Raw genomic sequence first — 17,458 nt, 5'->3', positions numbered from 1 at the left:
CTTTTTTGCGAAAACCCGGCGCTCAGGGATCGCTCAAGGATCGGGTTGCTCGTCGAAGGATTCGCGCAGCGCGATCTGCATCGCCGCGTGGATCTTCACGCACCATCGCCACAACAGCGTCACGAGCAGCGCCGCGCAGACCAGCACGGCGACGAGCAGGCCCGTCGGCGGCAGGATCGCGCCCGAGAGCGCCGCGACCAGCAGGAACACGCCGATCATCGAGACAACCGGCACGAGGTCCGAGATCGCATAGCGGATGGCGTACGTGAAGCGCCCCGCCTTCGCGGGCTGCACGCTGATCTCGGCGAGCAGCAGCGCGAGCGATTTCGTCTTCCGGTACACGGCGACGAGAAACGGCATCGAGACCAGCAGCGCCGCGCTCCACAGCACGACGCGCTGGGCCGGCTCCGAGGCGATCCAGCGCGCGATCCAGCGGCTGCCATACGACGAACCATAAGACGCCGCCAGAAAGATCGCCGCGACGAGCGCGAGGTTCACGGCGATCTGCACGACGATGCGTCGCGTGATGCTGAACACGGTCGGCTCGCCCGTTGCCGGCCCCAGGCTGCCGAGCCATTGCGCGTACATGCCGAACAGGCTGGCGAGCGTCGGCGGCATCGCGTGGGCAAGACGGCGGGTCAACGGATCGGCCGCGCGGATCAGGTACGGCGTGAACAGCGTGGTGAGCGCCGACACGGCCACCGCGACCGGATAGAGAAACGCGCTCGTCACCTTCAGCGTGAGCCCGAGCGACGCGATGATGAACGAGAACTCGCCGATCTGCGAAACGGTCATGCCGACGCGCATCGCCGTGCGGCCGTCCTTACCGGCAAGAAAGGTTCCGAGCCCGCACGACACGATCTTGCCGAGAATCACGGCCACCGTGATCACCGCGATCGGCCACGCGTAATCCACCAGCACGGCGGGGTTGAGCATCAGCCCGATCGTCACGAAGAAGATCGCGGAGAACGCATCGCGCAGCGGCGCGATCAGGTGCTCGATCCGATGCAGATGACGCGACTCGGCCATGATCGCGCCGATCAGAAACGCGCCGAGCGCGATGCTGTAGTCGAGCTTCACGACGAGCAGGCAGAAGCCGAAGCAGAAGCCCAGCACCGACACGAGCAGCATCTCGTCGCTCTGGGCGCGCGCGACGTAGTTGAGCGCGCGCGGCACGAGCACGATCCCGGCCACGAGTGAAACCGTCATGAAGAGCAGCAGCTTGCCGAGCGTCATGAACGCGACGCCCGTGTTGAGTTCGCCCGTCTGGGCGATGCCCGAGAGCAGCACGAGCATGGCGATCGCCAGAATATCCTCGACGATCAGAATGCCGAACACGAGTTGCGCGAAGCTTTCGCGCTTCAGGTTCAGTTCGGAGAGCGCCTTGACGATGATTGTCGTCGACGAAACGGCGAGGATCGCGCCGAGAAAAAGCGAATCCATCTGGCTCCAGCCGAACGCGCTGCCGATCTCGTAGCCGAGCCACAGCATCAGCACGATCTCGGATAACGCCGCGACGATCGCCGTCGCGCCGACGCGAAAGAGCTTGCGCAGGCTGAACTCGAGACCGAGCGAAAACATCAGGAAGACGACGCCGAGCTCGCCGAGCGTCTGAATGGTCTGCTCGTCGTGAATCAGCTGGAACGGCGGCGTGTACGGCCCGATGATCACGCCCGCCGCGATATAACCCAGCACCACCGGCTGTTTCAGGCGATGAAACAACACCGTGACGATGCCCGCGATCGCCATCACCACCGCCAGATCCTGAATAAAGCCGATGCCTTGATGCATGCGCCTGAATCCTTACAAATAGTAAAAAACGCATGGTAACCCAGCTGGATGAAATGCCGCTTGCGCGCCGATCTACAATGCGAACGATATCGCCTGATTGTTTCACGGACGTGCGCCACGCGGTGTTCCAGCGCCGGCCGGCGCACCGGGCCCCGCGAAACCGCGCAGCGCATCATCCGCATCATCGAATGGACACGGACAGCCATGGCTACCGAATTCACGCCCTTCCCGCCGCTCGCCCGGCTTGCCGCCGATCTGGCCGCCGGCCGCACGACGAGCCGCCAGCTGGTTGAAACCGCACTCGAGCGGATTGCCGATCCTTTGGGCCAGGGCGCGGTCACCTTCATGCACGTCGACGCGGACAGCGCGCGCGCCGCCGCCGACGCCCACGACCGCCTGCGCGCCGCCGGCACGGTGCTCTCGCCGCTCGCGGGCATTCCGGTTTCGGTGAAGGACCTGTTCGACATCGAAGGCCAGGTGACGCGCGCCGGCTCCCGCGTGCTGGCCGGCGCCGCGCCCGCCAGCGCCGACGCGCTCGCCGTCGCGCGGCTCAAGCGCGCGGGCGCGGTGATCGTCGGGCGCACCAACATGAGCGAGTTCGCGTTCTCCGGGCTCGGGCTCAATCCGCACTACGGCCATCCGCTCTCGCCCTGGCGGCGCGACGTGAAGGGCGACGAGCGGATCTCGGGCGGCTCGTCGTCGGGCGCGGGCGTATCGGTGGCGGACGGCATGGCGGCCGTCGCGCTCGGCACCGACACCGGCGGCTCGATCCGCATTCCAGCCGCGCTGTGCGGCCTGACCGGCTTCAAGCCGACGGCCGGACGTATCCCGAGGCAGGGCGGCGTGCCCCTTTCGACGACGCTCGATTCGTTCGGCCCGATCGGCGTGACGGTGGCATGCTGCGCGCTCGTCGACCGGATGCTGGCGGGGCTCGAGCCGCGCATTCCGGCCGCGCGACCGCTCGAAGGCGTGCGCCTCGGCGTGCTCAACCACTACGTGACCGACGACGTGGAGCCGGCCGTCGCCGAAGCCATCGATACGGCCCTCAAGCACCTCGAAGCCGCCGGTGCGATCGTGAGCGAAGTGCGGTTTGCGCCGCTCGACCGGCTGCCGGCGATCAACCGCTTCGGCTTTTCGTCGATTGAAGCGTATGCATGGCACCGTCCGCTGCTGGAAAAACACCGCGACGAATACGACCCGCGGGTACTGTTGCGCATCCTGAAGGGGCAGCCCGCCAGCGCCTCCGATTACCTCGACCTCGTAGCCGAACGCCACGCGATGCTCGAAGCCGCGCGGGCGCTCTGGCAGCGCTTCGACGCGATCGTCGCGCCGACCGTGCCGGTCGTGCCGCCGCGCCTCGCCGAGCTCGTGCATGACGACGACGCCTTCGGTCGCACGAACGCCTTGATCCTGCGCAATCCGAGCGCGTTCAACTTTCTCGACACCTGCGCGCTGTCGCTACCCTGCCACGCGCGGGGAAGCGCGCCGGTGGGCCTGATGCTGGCCGGCGAGCCTTATGGCGACGACGCGCTGCTCGCTGTCGGCCGGGCCGTCGAAGCCGTCCTTAACACTATCCGATAGGCCGAACCCGATATGGATGGCGTTCGCGCTAGAATCGCGGTCACACTCACGCTACTTCGGCCCCTATTTATATCAAAATGGCTCTAAACCACCTCATGCATCATCGGGACCCCGTGCTGCGCAGCGAGCGCACATGGCTCGTCCTGCTCGGTCTCATCTGCGTCGCGCTGGTTGCGGGCGCGCTCTATCTCCAGTTCGTGAAGCACGAAGATCCGTGTCCGCTGTGCATCATCCAGCGCTACTTCTTCCTGCTGGTCGCGATTTTCGCGTTCCTCGGCGCGCGTTTCAACCGCTGGCGCGGCGTGCGGCTGCTGGAAGTGCTGGCCGCGCTGTCGGCGCTGGGCGGCATCGTCACGGCGGCACGGCATATCTACGTGCTGGCGCACCCGGGCTTCAGCTGCGGTTTCGACGCACTGCAACCGGTTGTCGACAGCCTGCCGCCCGCACACTGGCTGCCGTCCGTCTTCAAGGTCGCGGGTCTCTGCGAAACACCGTATCCGCCGATCCTCGGGCTTTCGCTGCCCACATGGTCGCTGATCGCGTTCGTGGTCGCGTTCGTGCCGCTCACGCTGAGTATCGTGCGCAACCGTCGCCGCAGCTGACGTCCCGCGGCACGCATCCTCAAGAAACGCGCAGGCCGCGTCCATCGCGGGCTACCTGCGCGTAAACACCTGGCTGGACCGGGCGCCCCTGTTTCCGCCTCGTTGCCGCCTTCCCGACGCGCCCGGACCGGGCGAGCCCGCCGCTCTCCCCCGCCCCGCCTTGTTCCGCGATTTTTCCCGCGCGACGCAACCTGTCCGCGCCATCCGGATCGTACTGATGGCATGACCGCGGGCTGATAGCCCGCATCATCGGGGCGAAATACTTTCCGGTGCCCGACGGTGCTATCTTCGGTCATGGATGGCGATCTACGTGCGCGAGGCCGGCTACGGCACGACCCCATGCGTAACGCGCGCCCGGTCCGCAATGTCTTCTGGATTCGCCATGACAACGCAAACCATCCGTTTCTTCTACCGTGGGTCCGTCCGTGAAGTGCGCGACGTGCCCGCGTCGCGCACCGTGCTTCAGCATCTGCGCGAGGATCTCCATTGCACGGGCACCAAGGAAGGCTGCGCGGAAGGCGACTGCGGCGCGTGTACGGTCGTCGTCGGCGAATGCGACGCGCACGGCGCGCTCAGGCTGACAGCGGTCAACGCGTGCATCCAGTTCCTGCCGACGCTCGATGGCCGCGCGCTCTTCACGGTCGAGGATCTGCGCGACGCCGCAGGCGCGCTGCATCCGGTACAACAGGCGATGGTCGACTGTCACGGCTCCCAATGCGGTTTCTGCACGCCGGGCTTCGTGATGTCGATGTGGGCGCTCTACGAGAACCAGCCCGCGAACGCCGGCCTGCCTTCCCGCGATGAAATCAACACCGCGCTGTCGGGCAACCTGTGCCGCTGCACCGGCTATCGGCCCATCGTCGAAGCCGCGCAGAAGATGTTCGACTATCAGCAGTATCCGCGTGTGCCGCTCGATCGCGCGCCCGTCATCGAGGCGCTGCGCACCCTTCAACGCAGCGACACCTTCGAATACACCGCGCCCGATGCGCGCGGCGCGTCATTCGGTACGCCGACCTTCTTTGCGCCCGTCACGCTCGAAGCGTTCGCCGCGTTGCGCGCGCGGCATCCGCACGCCCGCATTCTTGCGGGCAGCACGGACGTCGGCCTGTGGGTGACCAAGCAGTTTCGCGATCTCGGCGACGTGCTCTTCATCGGCAACGTGGCCGAACTGAAAACCATCGAGCGCGACGCGCAGACGCTCACCATCGGCGCGGCCGCATCGCTGGAAGACGCGTACGCGGCGCTCGCCGTCGACTATCCCGAACTCGCCGAACTCTGGACGCGTTTTGCGTCGCTGCCGATCCGCAACGCCGGCACGCTCGGCGGCAACGTCGCGAACGGCTCGCCGATCGGCGATTCGATGCCAGCACTGATCGCGCTCGGCGCCGAAGTCGTGCTGCGGCACGGCGGCGCCACGCGCACGCTGCCGCTCGATGCGTTCTACCTCGGCTATCAGAAAAGCGCGCTGCAACCCGGCGAGTTCGTCGCGGCGATCCGCGTGCCGCGTCCCGCGCGCGACCTGCGCTTTCGCACCTATAAAGTCTCGAAGCGGTACGATCAGGACATCTCGGCCGTGTGCGCGGCGTTTGCGTTGCGGATCGACGAAAGCAGCGCGATCACGGAAGCCCGCGTCGCGTTCGGCGGCATGGCGGCGACGCCGCAGCGCGCGGCGCACGCTGAAGCCGCGCTGACCGGCGCGACGTGGGACGAGACGTGCGCCCGCCACGCGATGGACGCGATCAGCGCCGACTACCAGCCGTTGACCGACATGCGCGCATCGAGCGCTTACCGGCTAAAGGTCGCGCGCAATCTGCTGTGGCGCTTTCATCTGGAGACGCGCGACGCCGCGCCGCTCGCGCTTTCCAGGGTACACGCGTTTGCATTCGAAGCGGGTGAAGCAGGCGAACCCGGCGAACCTGGCGAAGCAGCCGCCGATGCTGCAAGGGAGCCGTTGTGATGAACAGGCAAACCGATGCGTTCGTGACGCAATCCACCGCCGCCGGCGCCGCGTTGCCGCACGAATCGGCCGCGCTGCACGTAAGCGGCGAGGCGACCTACACCGACGACATCGTCGAACTCCAGGGCACGCTGCACGCGGCGCTCGGCCTGTCGCGCCATGCGCACGCGCGCATCGTGTCGATGGATCTCGACGCGGTGCGCAACGCGCCGGGCGTCGTCGCGGTGCTGACGGCCGCCGACATTCCCGGCGAAAACAATTGCGGCCCAGTGCTGCACGACGACCCGATCCTCGCCGATGGCGAAGTGCTGTACCTCGGCCAGCCCGTTTTCGCCGTCATCGCCGAAAGTCACGAACTCGCGCGGCGTGCGGCGTCGCTTGCGAAGAGCGACGACGTCGTCCGTTATGAGCCGCTCGAAGCGGTGCTCACGGCCGCCGAAGCGAAAGCGGCGAGGCAGTTCGTGCTGCCGCCCATGCATCTGAAGCGCGGCAGTCCCGAAGCGAAGATCGCCGCGGCGCCGCATCGCATCTCGGGCACGTTCGAAGTGGGCGGACAGGAGCAGTTCTATCTCGAAGGGCAGGTCGCGTATGCGTTGCCGAAGGAGATGGACGGCATGCTCGTCTACAGCTCGACGCAGCACCCGAGCGAGATGCAGCACGTCGTCGCGCATATGCTCGACTGGCCGACGCACAGCGTCGTGTGCGAGTGCCGGCGCATGGGCGGCGGTTTCGGCGGCAAGGAATCGCAGTCGGCGCTGTTCGCGTGCGTTGCCGCGCTCGCGGCGCACAGGCTGCAGCGCGCGGTCAAACTGCGCGCCGATCGCGACGACGACTTCATGATCACCGGCAAGCGTCACGACGCAATCTACGAATACGAAGCCGGCTTCGACGACAGCGGCCGGATTCTCGGCGCCCGCGTCGAGATCGCGTTGCGCGCGGGCTACTCGGCGGACCTGTCGGGCGCGGTGGCGACGCGCGCCGTCTGTCACTTCGACAACGCCTACTATCTGTCCGACGTCGAGATCGTCGCGCTGTGCTGCAAGACGAACACGCAGTCGAACACCGCGTTTCGCGGCTTCGGCGGACCGCAGGGCGCGCTCGTCATGGAAGTGATGCTCGACAGCATCGCGCGCCAGCTGAAGCGCGATCCGGTCGACGTGCGCATCGCCAACTACTATGGCGTCGGCGAACGCGACGTGACGCCGTATGGGCAGCGTGTCGAAGACAACGTCATCGCGCCGCTGACCGAAGCACTGCTCGCGACCAGCGACTACCGCGCGCGTCGCGACGCGCTCGCCGCGTACAACGCGACGAGCCCCGTGCTCAAGCGCGGCATCGCGATGACGCCGCTGAAGTTCGGCATCTCGTTCAACGTGCCGTTCCTGAATCAGGCCGGCGCGCTCGTGCATGTCTACAAGGACGGCTCGATTCTCGTCAATCATGGCGGCACCGAAATGGGCCAGGGGCTCAACACGAAGGTCGCGCAGGTCGTGGCAAGCGAACTCGGCGTCGCACTGTCGCGCGTGCGCGCCACGGCGACCGACACGTCGAAGGTGGCGAACACGTCGGCGACGGCCGCCTCGACCGGCAGCGACCTGAACGGCAAGGCCGCCGAAGCCGCCGCGCGCACGATACGCAACCGGCTCGCCGCGCTCGCCGCGCAGCAGCTGAACGGCGCCGCCGAAGACGTGACGTTCGCCGACGGCATGGTGAGCGTCAACGGCACGTCGATTCCGTTTGCGCAACTGGTGAACGCCGCGTATCTGGCGCGCGTCCAGCTGTGGTCCGACGGGTTCTATACGACGCCGAAAGTCCACTGGGACGCGAAGACGCTCACCGGCCATCCGTTCTACTATTTCGCGTATGGCGCGGCGGTGTCGGAAGTCGTCGTCGATACGCTCACCGGCGAATGGAAGCTCGTGCGCACCGATGTCCTGCACGACGTCGGCCAGTCGATCAATCCGGCGATCGATATCGGCCAGGTCGAAGGCGGATTCATCCAGGGCATGGGCTGGCTCACCACCGAGGAACTCTGGTGGAACCGCGACGGCCGCCTGATGACACATGCGCCTTCGACGTACAAGATTCCCGCGGTCAGCGACACGCCCGCGGCATTCAACGTCAAGCTGTATCGCAACGAAAACGCCGAGCCGACGGTGTTCCGCTCGAAGGCCGTCGGCGAGCCGCCGCTGCTGCTGCCGTTTTCGGTGCTGCTCGCGCTGCGCGACGCGATTGCCGCGGTGGCGCCGGATGCGGATGTCGCGCCGCCGCTGCGTGCGCCCGCGACACCCGAGGCGATTCTCGATGCGATCGACGCGATGCAGTTGCATGCGCAACCGGTGCCTGCGACAGCTACCGCCGATGCGACTGCCTGAAGCCTTGAATACGCGAGTCGCCACGCACATCACGCACGGCGATAGCGACGCAACAACGCGGCAACACATAACCGGCCTCGCGGCGATCCCGTGAAGCCCTGTCTGGAGAAAGATGGATGCAAACCTGGCTGCCCGATCTGCAACAGCTGCTGGCTCACGGCGATGCCGTCGTGCTCGTGACGGTTGCGCGCGCCGAGGGTTCCGCGCCGCGCGACGCCGGCACCAAGATGATCGTCACGCGCGACTCCGCGAAGCACACGATCGGCGGCGGACATCTCGAGTGGAAGGCCATCGAGACCGCGCGTCAGGTGCTCAAGGACGGCATGCGCACGCCGCATCTGCGCAGGCTCGAGCGCTTCGCGCTGGGCCCGAGTCTCGGACAATGCTGCGGCGGCGCCGTCGTGCTCGCGTTCGAACGGCTCGACGTCGGCGACCTTGGCTGGGTGACGTCGCTCGCACGACGCAACGCCGCCGGCCAGTCGACCGTGCGTAGCGTATCATTCGGCCCCGCTCCGGATGCCGTGATGCTGTCCGATCCGGAACCCGGCGTCGAAGGCGCCGACTGCCTGCTGTGGGACGGCGCCGGTTTCGACGAAAGCGGCGCGCTGCTCACCGAGACCATCGCGCCGCGCGACTTCGCCGTCGTGCTGTTTGGCGCGGGGCATGTGGGCGCCGCGCTCGTGCGCGTGCTCGCCACGCTGCCGTGCCACGTGCTGTGGGTCGACGAACGCGACGCGCAGTTCCCGCCGCGCGAAACGCTGAACGCGCCGAACCTCACGATCGACGCGAACGATGCGCCCGACGAAGCCGTCGACCGTGCCGCGCCGAACACGTATTTCATCGTGATGACGCACGATCATCGCGTCGACCTGGCGCTTGCCGAGCGCATCCTGCAACGCGGCGACTTTGCGTTCTTTGGCATGATCGGCTCGCATTCGAAGCGCAAGCAGTTCGAGCACCGGCTTGCCGCGCGCGGCATCGATCCTTCGCGGATCGCGCGGATGAAATGCCCGCTCGGCGTGGACGGCATCATCGACAAGTCGCCGGAAATCATCGCGATCTCCGCCGCGGCGCAACTGCTCCAGGCCGTCGAAGCGCATGCCCATGCAGCGCAAACGGCTTGAGGGCAACACCCGGATCAGACCCGCAACATCAGGAGCGCGGGACGCTCCACAGAGATAAACCGTACAGAACAGAACATGACCACAATCAACGCCCTCACGACCAAAGCGGCAGCCGCGCCTAAAGCCGAGCTGCACATTCATATCGAAGGCTCGCTCGAACCCGAACTGATTTTCGCGCTAGCCGGGCGCAACGGCGTGAAGCTCGCGTACGACTCGATCGACGCATTGCGCGCCGCGTACGCGTTCACCGATCTGCAGTCGTTCCTCGACATCTATTACGCCGGCGCGAGCGTGCTGCTCAAGGAGCAGGATTTCTACGACATGACGATGGCTTACGCCGAACGCGCGCTTGCCGACAACGTCATCCACACCGAAATTTTCTTCGATCCGCAGACGCATACCGAACGTGGCGTTCCGATTGCGACGGCGGTGGCGGGCATTGAACGCGCCCTTGCCGACGCCGAAAAGCGCGGGCTCACCAGCAAGCTGATCCTGTGTTTCCTGCGACACCTTTCCGAGGAAGACGCACTCGCCACCTTCGACGAAGCGTTGCCGCTTTTCGACCAGTACCGTCACCGTCTGATCGGTGTCGGACTGGACTCGTCCGAGCGCGGGCATCCGCCATCGAAGTTCGAGCGCGTGTTCGCGAAGGCACGCGACAAGGGGTTGAAGCTCGTCGCGCATGCGGGCGAGGAAGGTCCGCCGGCGTACATCTACGAGGCGCTCGACCTGCTGAAGGTGGACCGTGTCGATCACGGCGTGCGCAGCATTGAAGATCCCGCGCTCGTGACGCGCCTTGCCGATACGCGCGTGGCCTTGACCGTATGCCCGCTATCGAACCTCAAGCTGTGCGTGTTCGACGACATGACGAAGCACACGCTGAAGGACCTGCTTGAGCGCGGCGTCGCGGTCACGGTGAACTCCGACGACCCCGCGTATTTCGGCGGCTATGTGAACGCGAACTATGTGGCGACCATCGAGGCGTTGAAGCTGAACGATGCCGAGGTCTACACGATTTTGCGCAACAGTTTTGAGGCTTCATTCGTGACGCCGGCAGAACGCGACGCGATGCTCGCAAAGCTCGACGCACACTGGAACGCCTGACACGCACGGCTGCGTCGCGCGTTACGTGTTGCGTTTTGCGTTGCGCGTGCATTCCCCTGCCTTGATTCCTGAACCCTGACAACAAGAGCTGGCACGAAAGCCAGCCTTGAGACTTTAGATTCCTTATGACGGAGACGGTTTTTCCATGACTCAAACGGCTTACCGCGCACAACTGCTGACCTTTAATGGCGATCCTGCGCAATCGTCCAATGCGGCTGTCTTCAACGAAGACGGTCTTCTGATCGTCGAGGACGGTCGCGTGGTGGCGAGCGGCGCGTATGCGGCGCTGTCGAAACAGCTGGCGCCTGGCACGCAGGTTAGCGAGATGCGTGACAAGCTGATCGTGCCCGGGTTTATCGACACGCACATCCACTATCCGCAGACCGACATGATTGCGTCGCCGGCGCCCGGACTGTTGCCGTGGCTGGACACGTACACGTTCCCGACGGAGCGTCGCTTCGAGGACCCGGCGTACGCGCGTGACACCGCACGCTTTTTCGTCGACGAACTGCTTGCCTGCGGGACGACGACGGCGCTGGTGTACTGCACCGTACACAAGGGATCAGCGGATGCGCTCTTTGCCGAAAGCGAGGCGCGGAATGTGCGGATGGTGGCGGGCAAGGTGCTGATGGATCGCAACTGTCCTGAGTTTTTGCGGGACACGGCGCAATCGGGTTACGACGACAGCGCCGAGCTGATTGGCCGCTGGCACAATCGTGGACGCCAGATGTACGCGTTGACGCCGCGCTTTGCGCCGACTTCGACCGAAGCGCAACTGGAGGCGTGTGGCGTGCTTGCGCGCGAGCATCCGGATGTGTTTATCCAGAGCCACGTTGCCGAGAACCGGGACGAAGTGAAGTGGGTGGCTGACCTGTTCCCGGGGCATCGCAGCTATCTGGACATTTACGACCATTATGGGTTGCTGCGTCGTCGCGCGGTGTATGGGCACTGCATCTATCTCGATGGCGAGGATCGTCGACGGATGGCGGAGACGGGCGCGGTGGCATCGCACTGCCCGACGTCCAATCTGTTCCTTGGCAGCGGGCTGTTCGATTTCGACGCGGCGGGTGAAGCGGGCATGCCGGTGGGTCTGGCGACGGACGTGGGTGGGGGCACATCGTTCTCGATGTTGCAGACGATGAACGAGGCGCACAAGGTTGCGCGGTTGAACGGACATCATCTGAGCGCCACGCGGATGTTCTGGCTGGCGACGGCAGGTGCCGCGGAGGCGCTGGATCTTGGCGACAAGGTTGGGACGCTTGCTGTGGGCAGTGAAGCGGATTTTGTGGTGCTGGATCCGGCGGGGACGCCGTTGCTGGCGCGGCGGAATGCACGGTGTGAATCGCTTGAAGAGTTGTTATTCGCGTTTGCTCTTTTAGGCGACGATCGCGCTGTGTTTGAGACTTATTCGGGTGGGAGGCTGGCCCATCGGAGGGGCGCTCCTCGCGTCGCGGTTTGATTTTTTTTGGGCCTTTTTTTGTCGTATCGGTTTGTTTTTGCTGCCCCTTTGGCGGGGCGGCATTCCGGTTTTTCGTTTTCTGGGCTGGTGTTTCTTTGGCCTTTCCTTGAATTCATGTCGGTCTATTTGTGTTGCCCCTGTGCGGGGCAGCATTCTAGGTTTTTCGTTTTCTGGGTTGGTGTTTCTTTGGCCTTTCCTTGCATTCATGTCGGTCTATTAGCGTCGCCCCTGTGCGGGGCAGCACCTACTTTTCTTTGTCTTCCAAAGAAAAGTAGGCAAAAGAAAGGCGCTTCGAAAACTCATTTGCTCGAAGTGCATCATCCCCGGGGAATGGCAACCCATGAAGGGTCGCCCCCACGCCTCACCCGCCATCGGTCCCCGCGCGATTCCGTCCCGCGCGCATTCAATGCCCGTGACAAAGCCGTCATCCACCCGACTCCGCGCTACGCGCATCGCCGACCGGCATAACCCCGCCCGTGCATTCGCTCGGACACCCACGCTCACACCCATACCCGCATCCGCATCCGCACCTGCACCTGCACCTGCACCTGCACCTGCACCTGCGTCTGCGTCTGCGTCTGCGTCTGCGTCTGCGTCTGCGTCTGCGTCTGCGTCTGCGTCTGCGTCTGCAATCGAATTCGCGTCCGCGCACGCACGCACGCATCCGAATTGTGATCGCGATCGCACCGTCAATCGCAATCGGCGATCTTCGGCTCTTTGAGCGGGCAGCGTCAAACGACCGAGTCGAGTGGCCGCTCCGCGACGCACGTAGTGCGGAGCGGGATGAATGAGCCCTGTGTCACGGGCGGTGCTGTGCGGGAAATCAGATCGTGCGCGGACCAGTGTGGCCTGGAGCGCGGGGGCGACATCTCATGGGTTGCCATTCCCCAAAGATGACGCACCTGGAAAAGGTAAGTTTTCGGAGCGCCTTTCTTTTGCCTACTTTTCTTTGGAAGACAAAGAAAAGTAGGTGCCGCCCCGCACAGGGGCGACGCTAATAGACCGACATGAATGCAAGGAAAGGCCAAAGAAACATCTAACCAGAACAACAAAAAAACTCTAGGTTTGGGAACAAACCTCAAAAAGCGTATTGAGCCGCCGCTCAGGATCCGCCACATAAGGATTGCTCTCATCCCATGCATATCCAGCGAGCACAGCGCTGATCATCCTCCGGATGGAATCCGTCTGATGAGGATAAAAAATAATCTCCTGAAGTTCACCGGTGTACCACCGTTCAACAAACGCCCGAAACGTATCGATCCCCTTGCGCAACGGCACGTCATACTCCCGCTGCCAGTCGACAGCCTCGCCATCAAGCACCCTCGACAAAACCTGCACCGCAAGGTGCGCCGAACGCACGGCAATCGTCACGCCCGATGAAAACACGGGATCAAGAAACTCTCCCGAATTACCCAGCAACGCATACCCCGACCCATGCAACCGCTCGACGTTCGCCGAGTACCCGCCAATATGCCGCACAGGCATCAGAAACGGCGCATCGCCAATCAACCGCGCAAACGTAGGCTCCTGCCGGATCAACTCGCGTAACCTCGCCTCACGTGCCTCGTCGGATGCATCGAGAAACGCCGCTTCAGCCACACACCCCACCGATGACCGCCCGCCCGCAAGCGGAATCATCCAGTACCACACGTCACGATGCGCCGGATGAACCGCCACCGTGATCTTGTTGCGATCCATCGCGCCAAACGGAATTCCGTCCTGGACGTGCGTGAAAATCGCCGCGCGCGTCGGCATCCGTGACGGTGTTTCAAGATTCAGAAGCCGCGGCAACACGCGCCCAAACCCACTGGCGTCGAGCACAAATCGTGCATGCGCCTTGTACGTGTTACCCGCTTCGTCCTCGACGTCCAGCACCGGCGCATCGCCCGTCTGCATCGCGCGCACGGTGTGACCAAAGCGCACCTCGGCGCCCGCCTTCGCGGCGCAGCCAATCAGCAGGTTGTCGAACGTTCCCCGCTCGACCTGATACGTCGTGCCCCATCCTGGCGTGTGCTTGTCACGGAAATCGAACGAAGATACGCGCTCGCCCGAGATGAAATGCGCGCCGTTCTTGTGCTGGAACCCAGCCTCGACGACGGCCTGCAACATGCCCGCCTCTTCAAGGTAAGCCATGCTCTGCGGCAACAGGCTCTCGCCAATCGAAAACCGCGGGAAATGCTGGCGCTCCAGCACGAGCACGGAACGCCCGGCCTTGCGGAGCAAGGCGGCCGCCACCGAACCCGCCGGCCCCGCGCCAATGATCGCGACATCCACCCCATCGCCCGTCTTCGTATGAGTCTCAGTGTTCATATTCAACGTAACCCTCTTCTGGTAATCCGCGGCTGTCCCAGACAGACCGCGCCCTGTACCCATCATCGCCTCACGCACGCCATCAACTTCCCATTACAATGACGCGAAAATCAGTCAATAAACCACTACATCGCGACGAGGAGGCCACATGTCGCCAAGCGAAACTTCCCACGTGCCATACGTGCCGGAAACGGCCTTCGGCATCTGGTTCCTGCGAACCCATACGTGGGAACACCACGTCCTGCGCGTCGCGATCAACGACCTCAAGCGCCTGATCGATACGCCACTACCGGCTGCCCCCGTCATCGTCGATGCGGGTTGCGGCCAGGGCATCTCGTTTCGCCTGCTCGCCGAAGCGTTCAGGCCGGCACGCATTGTCGGCATCGACTTTCATGAGCCGTCGCTGGCGCTCGCCAGAGATGCCGCACGCGCCTGCCCGCCGCACGTGGCCATCGACGTCATGCACGGCGACTGCGCGAGCCTGCCGTTGCCCGACGCCAGCGCCGATATCGTGTTCTGCCATCAGACGTTCCATCACCTCGTCGAACAGGAGCACGCGCTGGCGGAATTCCGTCGCATGCTGAAACCGGGTGGCGTGCTGCTCTTCGCCGAATCGACCGATGCGTACATCAAGTCATGGGTCATCCGTCTGCTGTTCCGCCATCCGATGCACGTGCAGAAAAGCGCCGACGGATACCTCGACATGATCCGCGACGCCGGCTTCACGTTCCGCGACCGCAACGTCTCATTGCCCTATCTCTGGTGGAGCCGCGCGAAAGACTTCGGTCTCCTAGAGCGGTTCGGCCTGCATCGTCCGCAACCCGGCAAGCGTCGCGAAACGCTCGTCAACGTGGCGGCGATCCGGACGCCCTGACGCCAGTCCGACCCGGCGTGGCAGCGCGGCGAATGCCACGCTGCCACGCCAGCTACTGCACACGCCATTTACTTCTTCAACGTCACCACGTCGCCCTTCAGCGCGACACCCGCCACCACGGCACCCGCGCCGCACGTGTATTCGGTCGCGCTTTCGCGCTCTTCATTCTTGTAGTTGCTCTTGATGTTGATGACGGCGTTGCCGCCTTCCTTGCGCGCACGCTCCTGCAACTCGATCACGGCTGACAGGAACACATGCTGGCACGCGGCGTCATCGCTCTTGCCAAATGCGTTGGTCTTCTTGTTGGTCGCGAACTCGCCGAACGACTTCACGACGCCCGGGTGCGGCTGGCCCGCGAAATACAGCCGGATGTCGTCGCCGACCTTGCCCGGCTCGCTCTTCAGCGCTACGTCGACCGGGAAATTGTGGACGGTGTCGCGCGCGAAGGCCTGGCCCGTCATCAGCGACGCGAAGACTGCAGCAAACATCAAATGGCGTTTCATCATCATGCTCCCCGTTTTATCAGTTGGTTTCGAGTACAACAGCATCGCCGCGCAGACGCAGCGCGGCAGCGGAACCACTCACGCCGCACGTGAAATCCGTCGCCGACGCGGTTTCGGTGCTATGAAAACTCGTGCGGATATTGATGATCGCGTTGGCGTTGTGGTCATGCGCATACGTGCGCAACCTGTCGACCGCTTCGCTTAGCGCGCGATTGCATGCGGTCGTCTGATCGTCGGTCCTGCGCGCGATACGCGCGGATTCCGATGCGTCGCCGAGCTGGCTCCTGACCGCCGGGTGCGCCTCATCGCCAAAGAACAACGCGATATCGGCGCCCGACTGCGGCTGCGCGACGGCCTGCTTGTGCCCTCCCGGCGCGGCCTGCCCGAGCACGGCCTGCAACGGCAACGACTTCACTTCGGTGCCAGCCTGCGCGGTCTGCGACAGGGCCGCAAACGCGATCACAATCGCCAGGGCGCCGTGCGTGTAACGCATCTTCATTGTTATTCCCCTCGTTATGGTTTGATCTTCTTCTTTTACTTCACGCGCCTTTCCAGGCACTCAACACCAGGCTCGCACAACTCCCGCCGAACCCGAATGAAACCGACATCGCCGTGTCGATCGCCGCTTCACGCGACTCCCGCACGAGCGGCAGGCGGTCGAGGTCCAGCGCCGGATCGGGCGTCCCGATACCCGTCGTTCCGGCGATGAAACCGTCACGCATCATCAGCAGCGCGTAGATCGCCTCGTGCGCGCCGCATGCGCCAAGCGGATGCCCGGTCAATCCCTTCGTCGATGAAAACGCGGGAATCGCCGCACCGAATGTCGCCTGCAACGCGAGCAGTTCTTCGGCGTCGCCACGCGGCGTCGAGGGCGCGTGCGTGTTGATGTAATCGGGCCGCGCGCCGGATTCGTCGAGCGCCTCGCGCATCGCGCGCGCAATGCCGCCCGCGTGCGGCGTGACCATCCCGGCACCGTCGGTGCAATGACCGAAACCGGTCAGCTCGGCGTAAATGCGCGCGCCGCGTGCGAGCGCATGCTCCAGCGACTCGAGCACCAGCACGCCGCCGCCCGATGCCATCACGAAGCCGTCGCGCGCCACGTCGTACGGACGCGATGCGCGCCCGGGCGTGTCGTTGAAGCGCCGCGACAACGCGCCCATCGCGTCAAACATCAACGTCATGTTGTCGTGCAGCGATTCGCTGCCGCCCGCAAGCACGATGTCCTGGCGGCCCGTCTGGATCAGCTGCATCGCCTGTCCGATCGCAAGCGACGAAGTCGTACACGCGGATGAAGGCGAATACGTGACGCCCTCGATGCCGAACACCTGCGCGACATTCGCCGAAGCGGTGCTGCTCATCGCCTGCGGCACGGTATAGGGCGGCGTTTTCTCGACGCCGCGCGCATTCGCGACGGCCAGCGCCGCATCGTACGTCGACATCGAGCCGACGCCCGAGCCGATCACGGCGCCCGCGCGCGGCGAGCACAACGCAGCGGAATCGAGCGCGGCGTCACAGATCGCCTTGCGCGCGGCATGGGCCGCGAAACGCGCGGTGTCGCCCATGAAACGTTCGAGCTTGCGATCGAACGGCACCTCGTCCGCCACGGATGCGACACCGGCAACCTGGCTGCCAAAACCGCGCTCGCGCCATGCGTCGACACGCGTGATGCCGCCACGCCCCGCGCGCAATGCGGAAGACACTTCGTCGAGCGCGTTGCCAAGGCACGACACGATGCCCATGCCGGTCACGACGACGCGCTGCATGCCGCGCTTTGTCAT

Annotated in this window: 14 protein-coding genes; 8 read left to right on the top strand and 6 right to left on the bottom strand. The window is 64.6% G+C overall.

The features are described 5' to 3' along the window. Positions 1-33: 33 nt before the first annotated feature. Positions 34-1,791, bottom strand: a complete 1,758-nt coding sequence (locus tag BLV45_RS03275; protein WP_090528904.1) for a cation:proton antiporter — start codon at positions 1,789-1,791, stop codon at positions 34-36. A 204-nt stretch (positions 1,792-1,995) separates the two neighbouring features. Between BLV45_RS03275 and BLV45_RS03270 the strand changes: the two genes are divergently transcribed. From BLV45_RS03270 to guaD, 7 genes are all read left to right on the top strand, one after another. Then, positions 1,996-3,372 (top strand): amidase, encoded by a 1,377-nt coding sequence (locus BLV45_RS03270; protein ID WP_090528901.1) that lies wholly within the window; start codon positions 1,996-1,998, stop codon positions 3,370-3,372. A gap of 95 nt (positions 3,373-3,467) precedes the next feature. Next, positions 3,468-3,974, top strand: coding sequence for a disulfide bond formation protein B (locus BLV45_RS03265; RefSeq protein WP_090528898.1), 507 nt, complete (start codon positions 3,468-3,470; stop codon positions 3,972-3,974). A gap of 382 nt (positions 3,975-4,356) precedes the next feature. Beyond that, positions 4,357-5,931, top strand: a complete 1,575-nt coding sequence (gene xdhA / locus BLV45_RS03260) for a xanthine dehydrogenase small subunit (protein WP_090528895.1) — start codon at positions 4,357-4,359, stop codon at positions 5,929-5,931. Continuing rightward, positions 5,931-8,306, top strand: a complete 2,376-nt coding sequence (gene xdhB, locus BLV45_RS03255; protein ID WP_090528892.1) for a xanthine dehydrogenase molybdopterin binding subunit — start codon at positions 5,931-5,933, stop codon at positions 8,304-8,306. Before xdhA ends, xdhB begins: the two co-directional genes overlap by 1 nt. A 116-nt stretch (positions 8,307-8,422) precedes the next feature. Next, positions 8,423-9,430, top strand: coding sequence for a xanthine dehydrogenase accessory protein XdhC (xdhC, locus tag BLV45_RS03250; protein WP_090528889.1), 1,008 nt, complete (start codon positions 8,423-8,425; stop codon positions 9,428-9,430). A 75-nt stretch (positions 9,431-9,505) separates the two neighbouring features. Continuing rightward, positions 9,506-10,534, top strand: coding sequence for an adenosine deaminase (locus tag BLV45_RS03245; RefSeq protein ID WP_090528886.1), 1,029 nt, complete (start codon positions 9,506-9,508; stop codon positions 10,532-10,534). 145 nt (positions 10,535-10,679) lie between these two features. Continuing rightward, the gene (gene guaD, locus BLV45_RS03240; RefSeq protein ID WP_090528883.1) at positions 10,680-11,993 is read left to right on the top strand and encodes a guanine deaminase; all 1,314 of its coding nucleotides are present in this window, start codon (positions 10,680-10,682) and stop codon (positions 11,991-11,993) included. Between the two features lie 500 nt (positions 11,994-12,493). Here guaD and BLV45_RS28040 read toward each other — a convergent pair whose 3' ends face one another. Then, positions 12,494-12,625 (bottom strand): hypothetical protein, encoded by a 132-nt coding sequence (locus tag BLV45_RS28040; protein WP_281246305.1) that lies wholly within the window; start codon positions 12,623-12,625, stop codon positions 12,494-12,496. Between the two features lie 427 nt (positions 12,626-13,052). Then, the gene (locus BLV45_RS03230) at positions 13,053-14,303 is read right to left on the bottom strand and encodes an NAD(P)/FAD-dependent oxidoreductase (RefSeq protein WP_090528877.1); all 1,251 of its coding nucleotides are present in this window, start codon (positions 14,301-14,303) and stop codon (positions 13,053-13,055) included. A gap of 148 nt (positions 14,304-14,451) precedes the next feature. Here BLV45_RS03230 and BLV45_RS03225 point away from each other — a divergent pair, with 148 nt between their 5' ends. Next, positions 14,452-15,177, top strand: a complete 726-nt coding sequence (locus tag BLV45_RS03225) for a class I SAM-dependent methyltransferase (protein ID WP_090528873.1) — start codon at positions 14,452-14,454, stop codon at positions 15,175-15,177. Between the two features lie 68 nt (positions 15,178-15,245). Here the strand turns inward: BLV45_RS03225 and BLV45_RS03220 are convergent, their stop codons facing one another. Genes BLV45_RS03220 through BLV45_RS03210 form a run of 3 tightly spaced genes read right to left on the bottom strand, consistent with a single transcriptional unit; the run spans position 15,246 to position 17,458 of the window. Beyond that, on the bottom strand, positions 15,246-15,680 hold the full coding sequence (locus BLV45_RS03220) for an excinuclease ABC subunit A (protein WP_090531012.1): 435 nt from the start codon (positions 15,678-15,680) through the stop codon (positions 15,246-15,248). A 19-nt stretch (positions 15,681-15,699) separates the two neighbouring features. Further along, positions 15,700-16,179: a hypothetical protein gene (locus BLV45_RS03215; protein ID WP_090528868.1), complete on the bottom strand. Its 480-nt coding sequence runs from the start codon at positions 16,177-16,179 to the stop codon at positions 15,700-15,702. A 40-nt stretch (positions 16,180-16,219) separates the two neighbouring features. Beyond that, positions 16,220-17,458 carry a beta-ketoacyl-[acyl-carrier-protein] synthase family protein gene (locus BLV45_RS03210; RefSeq protein ID WP_090531009.1) on the bottom strand — a complete coding sequence of 413 codons (1,239 nt, stop codon included), beginning with the start codon at positions 17,456-17,458 and terminating at the stop codon, positions 16,220-16,222.

The sequence above is a fragment of the Paraburkholderia sartisoli genome (genome assembly GCF_900107685.1).
GTDB classification, from domain to species: Bacteria; Pseudomonadota; Gammaproteobacteria; order Burkholderiales; family Burkholderiaceae; genus Paraburkholderia; species Paraburkholderia sartisoli.
The sequence above is the reverse complement of the archived record's forward strand: the minus strand, read 5'-3'. Positions and strand labels throughout refer to the sequence as shown.